This is a genomic window from Curtobacterium sp. PhB115, from assembly GCF_003752025.1.
In the GTDB taxonomy this organism is placed as follows: Bacteria; Actinomycetota; Actinomycetes; order Actinomycetales; family Microbacteriaceae; genus Curtobacterium.
This window is the reverse complement of the sequence record NZ_RJKR01000009.1, coordinates 275539-290559: the sequence shown is the minus strand read 5'-3', so window position 1 is coordinate 290559 and position 15021 is coordinate 275539. Positions and strand designations below refer to the sequence as shown.

Annotated in this window: 13 protein-coding genes; all 13 read right to left on the bottom strand. The window is 69.8% G+C overall.

Features of this window, described 5'->3' with window-relative positions:
- Nucleotides 1-237 precede the first annotated feature (237 nt).
- On the bottom strand, nucleotides 238-1008 hold the full coding sequence (locus EDF19_RS14260) for a fumarylacetoacetate hydrolase family protein (protein WP_123681523.1): 771 nt from the start codon (nucleotides 1006-1008) through the stop codon (nucleotides 238-240).
- Nucleotides 1009-1038: 30 nt separating this feature from the next.
- A complete protein-coding gene (locus EDF19_RS14255; RefSeq protein ID WP_123681522.1) occupies nucleotides 1039-2148 on the bottom strand; it encodes a branched-chain amino acid aminotransferase in 1110 nt (369 codons plus the stop codon).
- Nucleotides 2149-2164: 16 nt separating this feature from the next.
- Nucleotides 2165-3232, bottom strand: a complete 1068-nt coding sequence (locus EDF19_RS14250) for a 3-isopropylmalate dehydrogenase (protein ID WP_123681521.1) — start codon at nucleotides 3230-3232, stop codon at nucleotides 2165-2167.
- 9 nt (nucleotides 3233-3241) lie between these two features.
- Nucleotides 3242-4831, bottom strand: coding sequence for a phosphoglycerate dehydrogenase (gene serA, locus EDF19_RS14245; protein WP_123681520.1), 1590 nt, complete (start codon nucleotides 4829-4831; stop codon nucleotides 3242-3244).
- A 156-nt stretch (nucleotides 4832-4987) separates the two neighbouring features.
- Nucleotides 4988-5368 (bottom strand): hypothetical protein, encoded by a 381-nt coding sequence (locus tag EDF19_RS14240; RefSeq protein WP_123681519.1) that lies wholly within the window; start codon nucleotides 5366-5368, stop codon nucleotides 4988-4990.
- Nucleotides 5365-5829 (bottom strand): hypothetical protein, encoded by a 465-nt coding sequence (locus EDF19_RS14235; RefSeq protein ID WP_123681518.1) that lies wholly within the window; start codon nucleotides 5827-5829, stop codon nucleotides 5365-5367. Before EDF19_RS14235 ends, EDF19_RS14240 begins: the two co-directional genes overlap by 4 nt.
- 91 nt (nucleotides 5830-5920) lie before the next feature.
- Complete coding sequence (locus EDF19_RS14230) at nucleotides 5921-7111, bottom strand: mannitol-1-phosphate 5-dehydrogenase (protein WP_123681517.1); 1191 nt, start codon at nucleotides 7109-7111, stop codon at nucleotides 5921-5923.
- A gap of 211 nt (nucleotides 7112-7322) precedes the next feature.
- The gene (ilvC, locus tag EDF19_RS14225; protein ID WP_111085939.1) at nucleotides 7323-8348 is read right to left on the bottom strand and encodes a ketol-acid reductoisomerase; all 1026 of its coding nucleotides are present in this window, start codon (nucleotides 8346-8348) and stop codon (nucleotides 7323-7325) included.
- Between the two features lie 77 nt (nucleotides 8349-8425).
- A complete protein-coding gene (gene ilvN, locus EDF19_RS14220; protein ID WP_123681516.1) occupies nucleotides 8426-8926 on the bottom strand; it encodes an acetolactate synthase small subunit in 501 nt (166 codons plus the stop codon).
- Complete coding sequence (locus EDF19_RS14215; RefSeq protein ID WP_123681515.1) at nucleotides 8923-10746, bottom strand: acetolactate synthase large subunit; 1824 nt, start codon at nucleotides 10744-10746, stop codon at nucleotides 8923-8925. Before EDF19_RS14215 ends, ilvN begins: the two co-directional genes overlap by 4 nt.
- A 45-nt stretch (nucleotides 10747-10791) precedes the next feature.
- Nucleotides 10792-12486: a dihydroxy-acid dehydratase gene (gene ilvD / locus EDF19_RS14210; protein WP_123292267.1), complete on the bottom strand. Its 1695-nt coding sequence runs from the start codon at nucleotides 12484-12486 to the stop codon at nucleotides 10792-10794.
- A 93-nt stretch (nucleotides 12487-12579) separates the two neighbouring features.
- Nucleotides 12580-13362 (bottom strand): trehalose-phosphatase, encoded by a 783-nt coding sequence (gene otsB, locus EDF19_RS14205; RefSeq protein ID WP_123681514.1) that lies wholly within the window; start codon nucleotides 13360-13362, stop codon nucleotides 12580-12582.
- Nucleotides 13355-14947: an alpha,alpha-trehalose-phosphate synthase (UDP-forming) gene (gene otsA, locus EDF19_RS14200; protein ID WP_123681513.1), complete on the bottom strand. Its 1593-nt coding sequence runs from the start codon at nucleotides 14945-14947 to the stop codon at nucleotides 13355-13357. The genes otsB and otsA overlap by 8 nt, the downstream gene beginning before the upstream one ends.
- Between the last annotated feature and the right edge of the window lie 74 nt (nucleotides 14948-15021).

The following is a 15021-nucleotide window of genomic DNA, read 5'->3' as shown; positions in this document are numbered from 1 at the left end:
CGCTGCCCGGGGAAGAACCGTGGCGGACAAGATCCCCAGGTGTTCAACCCAGTGACCGTCTCGGCCGTTCCGTTCTCCGCCGCCGTGGCAACGAGTGATTACTCTACACACGCCCCCGGGGCCCCGCCAACCGTGGCCCCACCCGGGCGTGTCGCACGGAACGGCGCGGATCGGGCCGGCAACGAGGAACGGCCCGCTCCCCTCGTGGGGAACGGGCCGTCGGTGTCGGTGACCGCCTCAGTGGCGGGCGATGACGGGGTTCTTCAACGAACCGATGCCGGAGATCGTGACCTCGACGACCTCGCCGTCGCGGATCTCGCCGACACCGGCCGGGGTGCCGGTCAGGATGACGTCGCCGGGCAGCAGGGTCCAGATCGACGACACGAACTCGATGAGCGACGGGATGTCGTGCACCATCTCCTCGGTCGAGCCCGCCTGGCGCAGGTCGCCGTCCACGCGGGTCTCGATCCGGATGTCCGACGGGTCGATCTCGGTCTCGATGACGGGGCCGAGCGGGCAGAACGTGTCGAAGCCCTTGGACCGGGTCCACTGGCCGTCGCGTGCCTGCAGGTCACGGGCGGTCACGTCGTTCGCGATCGTGTACCCGAGGATGACGCTGGCGAAGTCCTCGCGACGGACGTTCTTCGCGAGTGAGCCGATCACGATGGCGAGCTCGCCCTCGTGGTCCACCCGCCCGATGCCCGCCGGCAGACGGATCGGTTCGTCGGGTCCGATCACCGAGGTGTTCGGCTTGAGGAACACCACCGGGTCGTCGCCGGCACGCTCGTCCATCTCGGACGCGTGCTCGGAGTAGTTGAGCCCCACCCCGATGACCTTCGACCGCGGGATGACGGGGGCGAGGAGCTTGGCGTCGGCGAGTGCGACACGCTCCCCCGTGGTCTCGAACCCCTGGTACATCGGGTCTCCCGCGAGCACCACCAGGGCGCGCTCGTCGAGGATGCCGTACCGGGGGTCTTCACCCTTGCTGCTGAACCGTGCGATCTTCACCGTTCGACCCTACCCACGCCCGACCGTCGATCAGGACGCGTCGGTCAGCTTCGTCATCCACCCGTGCGGGTCGGGACGGCGGCCGTACTGGATGTCGGTGAGCTCGTCGCGCAGGGACATCGTCAGTTCGCCGGCGCCCTCGGTCGGCGAGCCGATCGTGAAGCCCTCGCCGCGGAGTTCCGCGATCGGGGTCACGACGGCGGCCGTGCCGCACGCGAAGGCCTCGGTGATCGAGCCGTCCGCCACACCGTCGCGCCACTCGTCCAGGGTCACCCGGCGCTTCTCGACCGTCAGCCCGCGGTCCTCGGCGAGCTGCAGGATCGAGTCGCGCGTGATGCCCTCCAGGATCGAGTCCGAGTCGGGCGTCACGAGCGTGCCGTCGGCCTTGACGAGGACGACGTTCATGCCGCCGAGCTCCTCGAGGTACTTGCCCTCGACCGAGTCGAGGAACATGACCTGCTGGCAGCCGTGCTCGTAGGCCTCCTGCTGGGGCAGCAGCGACGACGCGTAGTTCCCGCCGGTCTTCGCCGCACCGGTCCCGCCCTTGCCGGCACGGGCGTACTGCGTCGACAGCCAGATCGACACCGGCTTCGGACCGGAGGTGAAGTACGCACCCGCCGGGCTCGCGATGCAGTGGTACGCGACCTCCTGCGCCGCACGGACCCCCAGGAACGACTCGGTCGCGATCATGAACGGCCGGAGGTACAGGCTCGTCTCGGGCGCCGAGGGCACCCAGTCGACGTCGGTCTGCACGAGCTGCCGGATCGACTCCACGAACGCCTCGATCGGCAGTTCGGGCAGCGCCAGCCGTCGGGCGGACCGCTGGAACCGTCGTGCGTTCGCGTCGGGCCGGAACGACCACACCGAGCCGTCCGCGTGCCGGTACGCCTTGAGTCCCTCGAAGATCTCCTGCGCGTAGTGCAGGACGCTCGCACTCGGGTCGAGCGTGAGCGGTCCGTACGGGTGGATCGACGCGCTGTGCCATCCGTCGTCGAGCGTCCACTCGACGGTCGCCATGTGGTCCGTGAAGTGCTTGCCGAAGCCCGGGTCGGCGAGGATCCCCTCGCGTTCGGCGGCGGCACGACGGTCGGCGGAGGGGGTGGTGGCGAACTCGAGTCCGAAGGCGGTGTCGGTGCTCATGGGGAGGGACTCCTTCTCAGGCGGTGGTGATGCGTGCCGTGGCCGCGGCGGCGATGGCGTCGCCGACCTCGGCGGTGCGACGCTCGGTGGTGCCCCGGTCAGCCAGGTCTGCCTCGACGGCCCGCGTCACCGCCGTCGCGAGGTCACTGCGACCGATGTGGTCGAGCAGCAGTGCGACGGAGAGGATGGCGGCCGTGGGATCGGCCTTCTGCTGACCCGCGATGTCCGGCGCGGAGCCGTGGACCGGCTCGAACATGCTGGGGAAGGTGCCGTCCGGGTTGATGTTGCCCGAGGCCGCCAGACCGATGCCGCCGCTGATCGCGCCGGCCAGGTCGGTGATGATGTCGCCGAAGAGGTTGTCGGTGACGATGACGTCGAACCTAGCAGGGTCCTTCACCATGTGGATGGTGACCGCGTCGACGTGCTGGTAGTCGACGGTGACCTCCGGGTACTCCGCCGCGACCGCCGCCACCGTGCGCTGCCAGAGTGCTCCGGCGTGCACGAGGACGTTGCTCTTGTGCACCAGCGTCAGGTGCTTCCGCGGGCGTCGGTCGGCCAGGTCGAAGGCGTACCGGACGACCCGCTCGACGCCGTACGCGGTGTTCAGCGAGACCTCGGTCGCGATCTCGTGCGGGGTGCCGACGCGGATCGCACCGCCGTTGCCGACGTACGGTCCCTCGGTCCCCTCGCGCACGACCACGAAGTCGACGGCGCCCGGGTCGGCCAGCGGCGTGCCGACGGCGTCGTAGACCTTCGTCGGGCGCAGGTTGACGTAGTGGTCGAACGCGAACCGGAGCTTCAGCAGCAACCCACGCTCGATGATCCCGCCGGCGAGCCGCGGGTCGCGCGGGTCGCCGCCGACAGCGCCGAGCAGGATCGCGTCGTGCGACGCGACGGCGGTCAGGTCGTCCTCGGTGAGGATGTCGCCGGTCTCGAGGAACCGGGTGGCCCCGAGCGCGAACGGGGTCTCCTCGATCACGAGGTCGTCCGGGGTCACGGCGTGCAGGACCTTGAGGGCCTCGTCGACCACCTCGGGTCCGATGCCGTCGCCGCGGATCACCGCGAGCTTGAGCGTCGTGGTCATGCGTTCCCCCTAGAGCGTGATGTCGATCTCGCGGAGCGAGGACGCGTCGATCGCCGAGCGGACGTGCTCGAGGATCTCCGCCGGGACCGGCGAGTCGACCGTCAGGACGCTGAGCGCCTGGCCGCCGGCGGCCTCGCGCGAGATCTGCATGGCCGCGATGTTGATGCCGGCCTCGCCGAACTCCTTGCCGTAGACCGCGACGATGCCCGGGCGGTCCGTGTACTCCATCACGACGTGGTGCTGGTCGAGCGGGACCTCGACGTCGTGGCCGTTGATCTCGACGAGCTTCTCGACCTGCTTCGGGCCGGTGAGCGTGCCGGAGACACTGATCGCCGGGCCGTCGGACTGGGCGCCGCGGATCGTGAGCACGTTGCGGTACTCGGGGCTGTCGGTCTCGGTGATGAGCCGGACCGTGACCCCGCGCTGCTCCGCGATGAGCGGTGCGTTGACGTAGGAGACCTGGTCGCTCACGACGTCGGTGAACACGCCCTTGAGCGCTGCGAGCTTCAGGACGCTGACGTCGTACCCGGCGAGCTCGCCGTGGACCTCGACGTCGATGCTGGTCACCGGCGAGGTGGCGAGGGCCGTGAAGACCTGACCGAGCTTCTCGACGAGCGGGATACCCGGGCGGACGTACGGGTCGATGACGCCACCGGCGACGTTCACCGCGTCCGGCACCAGTTCGCCGCCGAGCGCGAGACGCACCGACTTGGCGACCGAGACGCCCGCTTTCTCCTGGGCCTCGTCGGTCGAGGCGCCGAGGTGCGGCGTGACGACGACGTTCGGCAGCGCGACGAGCGGCGAGTCCTTCGGGGGCTCCGACACGAACACGTCGAGGCCGGCGCCGGCGATGGTGTTCGACGTCAGCGCTCGGTGCAGGGCGTCCTCGTCGATCAGACCGCCGCGGGCGACGTTCACGACGAACGCGGTCGGCTTCATGAGCGCGAACTGGTCGTCCGAGATCATGCCGAGCGTCTCCGGCGTGCGGGGCATGTGGATGGTGATGAAGTCCGAGCGCTTCAGCAGGTCCTCGAGGGAGACGAGCTCCACCCCGAGCTGCTGGGCGCGGGCCGTCGTGACGTACGGGTCGTACGCGATGACCTGGACGCCGAACGCCTGCAGACGCTGCGTGATGAGCGCGCCGATCCGGCCGAGGCCGATGATGCCGACGGTCTTCTCGTAGAGCTCGACACCCGTGTACGACGAGCGCTTCCAGGCGCCGGCGGCCAGCGAGGCGTGCGCGGCCGGGATGTGGCGCGCGAGCGACAGGATGTGCCCGACGGTGAGCTCGGCGGCGGAGATGATGTTCGACGTCGGCGCGTTCACCACCATGACGCCGGCGGTCGTCGCCGCCTTGATGTCGACGTTGTCCAGACCGACGCCCGCGCGGGCGACGACCTTGAGGTTCGGGGCCGCGGCGATCGCCTCGGCGTCGACCTTGGTGGCGGAACGCACCAGCACGGCATCCGCGTCGGCGAGTGCCGACAGGAGCGCGGGGCGGTCGGTCCCGTCCACGTTCCGGATCTCGAAGTCGGGCCCGAGGGCGTCGACCGTGGCGGGCGAGAGTTCTTCGGCGATCAGGACGACCGGCTTCGACACAGCTGCTGTTTCCTCACACGAGACGGGTGGTATCCCACCATGCTATCGACGTGCGCGCCCGGTTACGACCGCACCGGCGGTCCTGTGGGTGACCACAGGACGGACTGGAGGCCCGTGGCGACGCCGCCACGGGCCTCCAGGCCGACTGTCGGTGCGTCAGAAATCGAGCAGCGTGGGGACGAACAGCTGCAGGTCCAGCCACAGCGCACCCGCCGCCGCGAAGGCGACCAGGAAGACGCCGATCGTCACAGTCAGCCGCGAGCGACGCGTGATCACGATCGCCGCGACGAACGCGACGGGCGCGATCAGGATGTCGAGGACGAGCCACACCCACGGGGTGCTGCTCCGGAGCGACGCGCCGCCCGAGGTCGTCTCGAGGAACGCGTTGAACGCGTCCACCCGCTGCGCGACCTGCGACAGGTTGCCGACGGCCTGCACCGTCATGTACGCGAACAGCGCGCCGAAGACGACCCAGACGGCGATCCGACCCACGAGGGTCGCGGGGACCCGGCGGACGGCCGGCGTCGCGCCCGTCACCCGAAGCTCCGGGTCAGGAGGAACGGCCACGGGAACAGCACGACGGCACCGAGGAGCATCCAGAGCAGGCGCGAGCGCGTCCGGCTACCGCGGCCGGCCCAGAGCACGACCGTGAACCAGAGCGCCGGCGCGACGATCGCCAGGAACCGGAGGACCTCGACGAAGAGCGTGAGGACGGTGTCGACGCCGGAGACGTACGAGGTGGACGCCGTGAGCAGCCAGGCGACCGTGTAGAGCAGGTAGAGGCCACCGAACACGCCGAACCCGACGAGCGCACCGGAGGTCTCCGGCGCTTCCGGGTCACGGGCTCCGCGGTCCTTGACGGCGACCGGGTTGTGCGCCGCGTCGACGTGCGTGGCATCGTCCGCGTCGTCCCAGCGCAGCGCCTCGTCGTCGTGGTCGACGGCGTTCGTCACGTCCGGGTCGACCGACCCGTCGGGTGGGGATGCTGCCGTGGTCATGCCTCGATCCTACGAGGGACGAGGCGACGGCGAGACCATGCGTCCCCTGTGACGCGTCCGCTCGGACGTCGTCGGCCGACGGGGCCGGTCGTCAGACGTCGGCGGGCTGGGCTGCGAGCACCTCAGCGACGACCTCACGCACCGCCGGGAACAGCGGGTGGCTCTCCATCAGACCGGTGAGGATCTCGGTGAGCGCGTGCGCCGTCGCGCCGGAGCGCAGGAGTGCGTGCAGCTCGATCGACTCGGGATCGTTCTCGTCGTCGAAGGCGAGCGCGACGCGGACCGCGCCGAGCAGGTGCTCCACCGGCAGACCGCGCTCGGCGAGCTGGGCCGCTGGGCCGACGAAGCGCTCGCGGCGGCCGAGCTTCCGGAGCGGGTTCCGACCGACGCGGACCGTCGTGTCCGGCAGGTGCGGGTTCGCGATGCGGGAGAGGTTCGCGGCGACGTACCTGGCGTGTTCCTCCGGGTCGAAGCCGTGCTTCGCGACGAGGAGCGCGGTGGTCTCGGCGAGGACGCCGTCGACCTCGGCGCGGACGGCCTGGTCCTCGAGGGCTTCGCGGATCAGCCGGATGCCCCGGACGTACCCGTGGTACGCGGCTGTCGCGTGGGCGGTGTTCACCGTGTAGAGCTTGCGTTCCACGAACGGCTGCAGGTCGTCGACCCACGTGACGCCGTCGATCGTCGGCGGTTCGGCGTCCGAGCCGAGGAACGGGGTGCGCTCGATGACCCACTCGTAGAAGGGCTCGAGCACGACGTCGAGGCCGCCCGACTGCCCGAGGACACCGGACTGGTCGGGGACGATGCGGTCGATCGCGCAGTTCGCGAAGACGGCGGCGATGTCGCGGTCCTCGAGGATGGGGGCGCGGCGGATGCTCGCGTGCAGGGAGTCGGTGGCGTTGAACGCGTTCTCGCACGCCACGATCGTGACGTCGCCGCGCTCGAGCGGACGAGCCGCGAGCCCTTCGGCGATGATCGGCGCGACGAGCGGGAGCGTCCGGGCCCCGACGGCGGTGGTCACGACGTCGGCCTCGGCGATCGCCTGGATGACGCGCTCGCGGTCGGTCTTGCTGCTCAGTGCCCGGAAGCCGTAGACGAGGTGCTCGACCGGCATCTCGCCGACCTCGTGCACCACGAAGCGCCCGGCTTCGTTGAGGGCGGAGACCACGCGTTCGTCGACGTCGACGAAGGTGAGCTCGTAGCCGCTCGCCACGAGGAACTGGCCCACGAACCCACGCCCGATCTTGCCGGCGCCGATGTGGACCGCTCGCTTCGTCACCGCCATCCGGAGATCATCCCATGCTGTTCGGTCCGCCCCTGACCGCGGTGGCGCGACGCGGACGACGACTGTCGTTCAACGATCGGGCGCACGCCGACGGGACGCCGGTCCACGGCGTCGGGGCTGGAGAAGTGCTGTTGCATAACGTTCGGGTCACGTCGCGAGGCGGCGGTGCAAGGGCTGCACCGCCGCCTCGTCATCGAGTGGTGTCGGAAGACTACCGCGCTGCGGAGCCGTCCACGTAGTCGCCGTCGTTCTGCTTCCACGCGAAGAGCGCGCGGAGCTCGCGACCGGTGGCCTCGATCGGGTGACCCTCGCCCTTGGCACGGAGCGCCTTGAACTCGGGAGCGCCGGCGTCCTGGTCGTCGATGAAGCGCTTCGCGAAGGCACCGTTCTGGATGTCCGCGAGCACCGCCTTCATGTTCTCCTTGACGTCCGGCGAGATCACGCGCGGGCCGGAGACGTAGTCACCGAACTCGGCCGTGTCGGAGATCGACCAGCGCTGCTTGGTGAGGCCACCCTCCCAGATGAGGTCGACGATGAGCTTGAGCTCGTGCAGGACCTCGAAGTAGGCGATCTGCGGCTGGTAGCCCGCCTCGACGAGGGTCTCGAAGCCGTACTGGATGAGCTGCGAGGTGCCACCGCAGAGGACGGCCTGCTCGCCGAACAGGTCGGTCTCGGTCTCCTCGGTGAAGGTCGTCTTGATGCCGCCGGAGCGCAGACCACCGATGGCCTTCGAGTACGACCACGCGAGGTCCCAGGCGGAACCCGACGCGTCGACCTCGACGGCGACGATCACGGGGACGCCACGGCCGGCCTCGTACTCGCGACGGACAGTGTGACCCGGGCCCTTCGGAGCGACGAGCGACACGTCGACGCCCTCCGGCGCCTCGATGTAGCCGAAGCGGATGTTGAAGCCGTGGCCGAAGACGAGCGTCGCGCCCGGCTTGAGGTTCGGACGGATGTCGTCGGCGTAGACGATGCGCTGGACCTGGTCCGGCGCGAGGATGACGACGACGTCGGCCCAGGCGGTGACGTCGGCCGGGGTGAGGACCTCGAAACCGGCCTCTTCGGCCTTCTGGCGGCTCTTCGAGCCCTCCTTGAGGCCGATCTTGACCTCGACACCCGAGTCACGGAGGTTGAGGGCGTGGGCGTGGCCCTGCGAGCCGTAGCCGATGACGGCGACCTTCTTGCCCTGGATGAGCGTCAGGTCGGCGTCGGCGTCGTACACGATGTCAGTCACGAGGGTGTGTCTCCTTGGTTCTGTGGTCTGTGGGGGCGGCTGACCGCACGTCGGCCACCCGGGGGTCCGTCAGGTGCTCAGCGCACCCGGTCGGTGATGCTCTTCGGTCCGCGGCCCATGCCGAGGAGTCCCGCACGGGCGAGCTCCTTGATGCCGTAGGGCTCGAGCACGCGGAGGATCGCCTGGATCTTGCCGGGGTCACCGGTCACCTCGACGATGAGCGAGTCGGTCGCCACGTCGACGACCTGGGCACGGAACAGGTTCACTGCTTCGAGCACCGCCGAGCGCGTCTGGTTGTCGACGCGGACCTTCACGAGCATGTGCTCGCGCTGGACGGACTGCGAGAAGTCCAGCTCGACGATCTTGATGACGTTGACCAGCTTGTTGAGCTGCTTCGTCACCTGTTCCAACGGGAGGTCCTCGACGTCGACGACGACCGTGATCCGGCTGAGGCCGTCGACCTCGGTGTTGCCGACGGCGAGGGACTCGATGTTGAACCCGCGTCGGGCGAACAGCCCGGCGACGCGGGTCAGCAGACCCGGCTTGTCCTCGACGAGGAGGGAGAGGACGTGGCTCATGCGGTTTCCCCCGTCATGTCGGCGTCCTCGTCGTCCCAGGTCGGGGCGAGGGCCTGGGCGTACTCGATGGACGAGTTGCTGACTCCCTGCGGCACCATCGGCCAGACCATCGAGTCACGGCTCACGACGAAGTCGATGACCACGGGTCGGTCGTTCGTCGCGAGGGCGAGCTCGATCGCGGCGTCGACGTCCTCGGCCTTCTCGACGCGGATGCCGAGGGCACCGTACGCGTCGGCGAGCTTCACGAAGTCCGGCACTCGGCGCGACTCGTGGCCGGTCTCGAGGTCGGTGAAGGAGTGGCGGCCGTCGTAGAACAGCGTCTGCCACTGCCGCACCATCCCGAGCGACGAGTTGTTGATGATCGCGACCTTGATCGGGATGTCGTTGATGACGCAGGTCGCGAGCTCCTGGTTCGTCATCTGGAAGCAGCCGTCGCCGTCGATCGCCCAGACCACGCGGTCCGGCTGGGCGACCTTCGCGCCCATGGCGGCCGGGACGGAGTAGCCCATCGTGCCGGCACCACCGGAGTTCAGCCAGGCGTTCGGTCGCTCGTACTTGATGAACTGCGCCGACCACATCTGGTGCTGGCCGACGCCGGAGGCGTAGACCGCCTCGGGGCCGGAGAGCTCGCCGATGCGCTTGATGATCGCCTGCGGGGCGAGGAGCCCGTCGGTCGGTTCCGCGTAGCCGAGCGGGAAGTCGACCTTGAGCTGCTCGAGCTTCGCCCACCACTCGGCGGTCGACGCACGGCTGTCGACGGGGATCCCGCCCCACGCATCGAGGAGGTCGGTCAGGACCTCGCGGGCATCGCCCACGATCGGGACGTCGGCGAACCGGATCTTCGAGATCTCGGCGGGGTCGATGTCGACGTGCACGACCTTGGCGTCGGGTGCGAACTCGTCGGCCTTGCCGGTCACGCGGTCGTCGAACCGGGCGCCGAGCGCGATGATGAGGTCACTGTCCTGCAGGCCGAGCACCGCCGGGACGGTGCCGTGCATGCCGGGCATGCCGAGGTGCTGCGGGTGCGAGTCGGGGAACGCCCCTCGTGCCATCAGCGTCGTCACGACCGGCGCACCGGTCGCCTCGGCGAAGCGGAGCAGCTCGGCGGTCGCGCGGGAGCGGATGACGCCACCGCCGACGTAGAGCACCGGACGCTCGGCCTCGGCCAGGAGCTGCGCGGCCGCGGTGATCTGCTTGCCGTGCGCCTTGGTGACCGGACGGTAGCCGGGCAGGTCGATCTTGGGCGGCCAGACGTACGGAGCCGACTTCTGCTGGGCGTCCTTCGTGATGTCCACCAGCACGGGGCCGGGTCGACCGGTCGTCGCGATGAGGTGCGCCGCGGCGAGGGTCGCCGGCACGTCGGCCGGGTCGGTCACGAGGAACGAGTGCTTCGTGATCGGCATCGTGATGCCGACGATGTCGGCTTCCTGGAACGCGTCGGTGCCCATCAGCGTCGAGAACACCTGGCCGGTGATCGCGATGAACGGCACCGAGTCCATGTAGGCGTCGGCGATGGCCGTGACGAGGTTCGTGGCACCGGGGCCCGACGTCGCGATGGCGACGCCGACCTTGCCGGACGCCGAGGCGTAGCCCTCGGCGGCGTGGCCGGCGCCCTGCTCGTGACGGACGAGGATATGGCGGATCGTGGTGGAGGCCATCAGCTCGTCGTAGAACGGGATGATGGCACCGCCCGGCAGGCCGAAGACGTCGGTGATCCCGAGGTGCTCGAGCGTCCGGAGGACGGCTCCCGAGCCGGTCAGGATCTCCGGCGACCGGCGTGCACCGGCGGCCGCGGACAGCGGTGTTGCTTCCGTGGGCATGAGGTGGTCCTTGCCTGGAGAGGTGGCGATGGCGTGTGTCGGACGCTAGCCCGTGACCGCGCCCTGGGCAGCGGACTTCACGAGCTTGGCGTACTTCGCGAGGACTCCGCGGGTGTAGCGCGGGGGCAGCGGGGCCCAGCCGTCTCGGCGGGCCTCCAGCTCGGTCGGGTCGACCAGTAGGTCGAGCGAGCGAGCCGCGATGTCGACACGGATGCGGTCGCCATCGCGCACGAAGGCAACTGGACCTGCGTCCACTGCCTCCGGTGCGATGTGGCCGATGCACAGGCCGGTTGTGCCGCCTGAGAATCGTCCGTCGGTCAAGAGTAGTACATCCTTGCCGAGGCCCGCGCCCTTGATGGCCGCGGTGATGGCGAGCATCTCGCGCATGCCGGGGCCGCCCTTCGGACCCTCGTAGCGGATGACGACGACGTCGCCCTTCTGGATCTTGCCCTCCGTGAGGGCGTCCATCGCGGCGCGCTCGCGGTCGAACACCCGGGCGGGGCCCTCGAACACCTCGGCGTCGAAGCCGGCGGTCTTCACGACGGCGCCCTCTGGCGCGAAGGTGCCCTGCAGGACCGTCAGGCCACCGGTCTCGTGGATCGGGTTGTCGAGCGTGCGGAAGACCTCGCCGTCGAGTGCCGGCGGGTCGATCTCGGCCAGGTTCTCGGCGACGGTCTTGCCCGTCACGGTGAGGCAGTCGCCGTGCAGCAGGCCGGCGTCGAGCAGTGCCTTCATGATCACCGGGATGCCGCCGTTGCGGTCCACGTCGACCATGACGTACTTGCCGAAGGGCTTCATGTCGGCGAGGTGCGGGACCTTCGAACCGATGCGGTTGAAGTCGTCCAGCGAGAGCTCGACCTCGGCCTCGTAGGCGATGGCGAGCAGGTGCAGGATGACGTTCGTCGAGCCACCGAGGGCCATCGCGACGGCGATCGCGTTCTCGAAGGCTTCCTTCGTCAGGATCTGGCGCGCCGTGATGCCGTGCTCGAGCATGTTCACGACGGCCTCGCCGGAGCGGTGCGCGTAGTAGTCGCGGCGACGGTCGGCACTCGGCGGGGCGGCGGAGCCCGGCAGCGACATGCCGAGGGCCTCGGCCACGCTCGCCATGGTGTTGGCCGTGTACATGCCACCGCAGGCGCCCTCGCCCGGGACGATGGCGCACTCGATCTTCTTGAGCTCTTCCTCGCTCATGGTGCCGGCCTTGCAGGCGCCGACGCCCTCGAACGAGTCGATGATCGTGACTTCCTTCATCGTGCCGTCGGCCTGCTTCACGTAGCCCGGCATGACCGAGCCCGCGTAGAGGAAGACGCTCGCCAGGTCGAGTCGCGCGGCGGCCATCAGCATGCCCGGCAGGGACTTGTCGCAGCCGGCGAGCAGGACGGTGCCGTCGAGGCGCTCGGCGTTCACGACGGTCTCGACGCTGTCGGCGATGACCTCGCGCGAGACGAGCGAGAAGTGCATGCCCTCGTGGCCCATCGAGATGCCGTCCGAGACGGAGATGGTGCCGAACTGGAGCGGGTAGCCGCCACCGGAGTGGACGCCTTCCTTCGCACCCTGCGCGAGGCGGTCGAGCGACAGGTTGCAGGGCGTGATCTCGTTCCACGAGGACGCGATGCCGATCTGCGGCTTGCTCCAGTCCTCGTCTCCCATACCGACGGCCCGCAGCATGCCACGCGAGGTGGTTGCTTCGATCCCGTCGGTGACGACCCGGCTGCGCGGCTTGACGTCGATATCAGGCATGGAGCGAGTCTAGGACGGATTGGGATACCAGTCGCGCACCTTCATGCGTTCGCATGGTTACGCGTGTCGGTCGGGAGGCGCGGATCACCTTGGTCAGCGCGTCGCGCGTGCCCTGGCGAGCTGCTTCAGGACCCCGGTGAGCGCCGCCGGGTCCGCGATGCGGTACCCGGCACGGGTCTCCCCCGGACCGATCTTCACGCCGACGTCGCCGTCACCGAGCACGCGGAAGGCGTCCTCGTCGGTGACGTCGTCGCCGGCGAAGAACACCGCGTCCGCGCCGTGCAGCTCGCGGAGCCGAGCGATCGCGTCGCCCTTGGTGACGTGGCGCACCGCGAACTCGACGATGTCCTTGCCGCCGCGCTCGAGCACGTCGGGGTCGGCGTCGTGCGCGGCCCGGCTGGCGTCGGCGTTCGCCTGTGCCGCGACCTCGGCCGAGACGCGTCGGGTGTGCACCCCGTGGCCGGCCGGCTTGTGCTCGATGACGACGCCCGGGTACCGCTCGCCGACCTCGTCGAGGGCTGCCCCGATCCGGGCGACCCGTCGGAGCTCGTCCTCGGTGAGCGTCGCCTCGTCGTGGCCGTCGACGCGCCACTCCACGCCGTGCGAGCCCACCAGCGCCATGTCCTCCGGCGCGTGCGTCACCGACGCGAGGCTGCCGAGCGGGCGACCGGACACGAGCACCACCTCGGTGTCCTTCGCGCGGTGCAGGGTGAGGACCGCGGCCCACGACCCCGGCAGTGCGCCGACCTGCGACGGGTCGTCGGCGAAGGGCGCCAACGTGCCGTCGAAGTCGAGGGCGACGATCAGTCGCGGCGCAGCCGCGAGCGTCTCGAGGGCCGCGCTGATGGCGGTCTCGTCGGTGGTGGTCTCACGCATCACGGGCCTCCCGGGTGTCCTCGGCAGCACGTGCGGACTGGGCGTCCTGGTCGAAGATCGACATGTTGTCGGTCTGCGCCTCGCGGTGCCGGTCCGCCGGGTCCGTGGCGGACGGGTCGAGCTGGGCGTTCCGCGGCGCGTGCCGGTCGAGCGCCTCGAGGAACGAGCGCGACCAGCGCGCCACGTCGTTGTCGCGGACGCGCTTCCGGAGCGCACGCATGCGCGTCGAACGCTCGCGACGCGGCATCTCGATGGCGCGCTCGATGCTGTCCTTCAACGCACCGATGTCGTGCGGGTTCACGATGAGGGCCTGCTTCAGCTCGTCGGCGGCACCGGCGAACTCGGAGAGGATCAGGACGCCGTCGGTGTCGAAGCGGGCCGCGACGTACTCCTTCGCGACGAGGTTCATGCCGTCGCGCAGTGCCGTGACGAGCATGATGTCCGCCGCCAGGTAGAGCGCGACCATCTCCTCGCGCGGGTAGCCGTGGTGCAGGTACGAGATCGGCTGGTGACCGATGACCCCGAGGTCGCCGTTGATGCGACCCACGCTGAGCTCGATCTCGTCACGGAGTGCCGCGTACGTGTCGACGCGCTCGCGGCTCGGGCTCGCGACCTGGATGAGCGCGGCGTCCTCGACCTTGATGCGGCCGTCCTCGACGAGCTCGCCGAACGCCTTGATGCGGTGCCGGATGCCCTTGGTGTAGTCGAGCCGGTCCACGCCGAGCAGGACCGTCTTCGGGTTGCCGAGGCTCTCGCGGATCTCCCGCGCGCGCTCCTGCACCTCGGGGCGGCGGGCGATCGCCTCGAAGCTCTCGGCGTCGATCGAGATCGGGAAGTGCCTGGCCTCGACGTGGCGGACCGTGATGCCCTTGCGGCTCCGCGGTGCCGCCGGGTCGTCGACGGGGACGTCGATCGTCGACCCCTTCGTCGTGTAGCCCTTGATGTGCCGGACCGCGCGGAGGAAGTCGCTCGCGTCGTCGTGCCGCTGGAAGCCGATGACGTCGGCGCCGAGCAGGCCGTCGAGGATCTGCGCCCGCCACGGCAGCTGGGCGTAGATGCCCACCGGCGGGAACGGGATGTGGTTGAAGAAGCCGATCGTGACGTCGGGGCGCTTGGCACGGAGGAGCGCCGGCACGAGCTGCAGCTGGTAGTCCTGTACCCAGACGATGCCGTCCTGCTCGACGATCTCGGCGATCTGCTCCGCGAAGCGCTCGTTCACGCGCTTGTACGCGTTCCACCAGTCGCGGTGGTAGCTCGGGTGCTCGATGACGTCGTGGTAGAGCGGCCAGAGGGTGTCGTTGCTGAAGCCCTCGTAGTACTCCTCGACGTCGTCGTCGGAGAGCGGGACCGGCACGATGTGGATGCCCTCGTTGTCGAACGGAGCGACCTCGACCTCGGGCTGGCCGACCCAGCCGACCCACGCTCCGTCGTTCGCGCGCATCACCGGCTCGAGCGCGGTGACGAGGCCACCGGGCGAGTGCCGCCACCCCTCGTTGCCGTCCTGGTCGACGACGCGGTCCACCGGGAGGCGGTTCGAGGCGACGACGAAGGCGTACTTGCTGGACGAACTGGAAGGTGCAGACACGGCTCGGAATCTACCAGCGCCCGGACAGCGGATTCACGGCGGATCGACGGTTCCGGTACGCTGCAGGCTCGTGT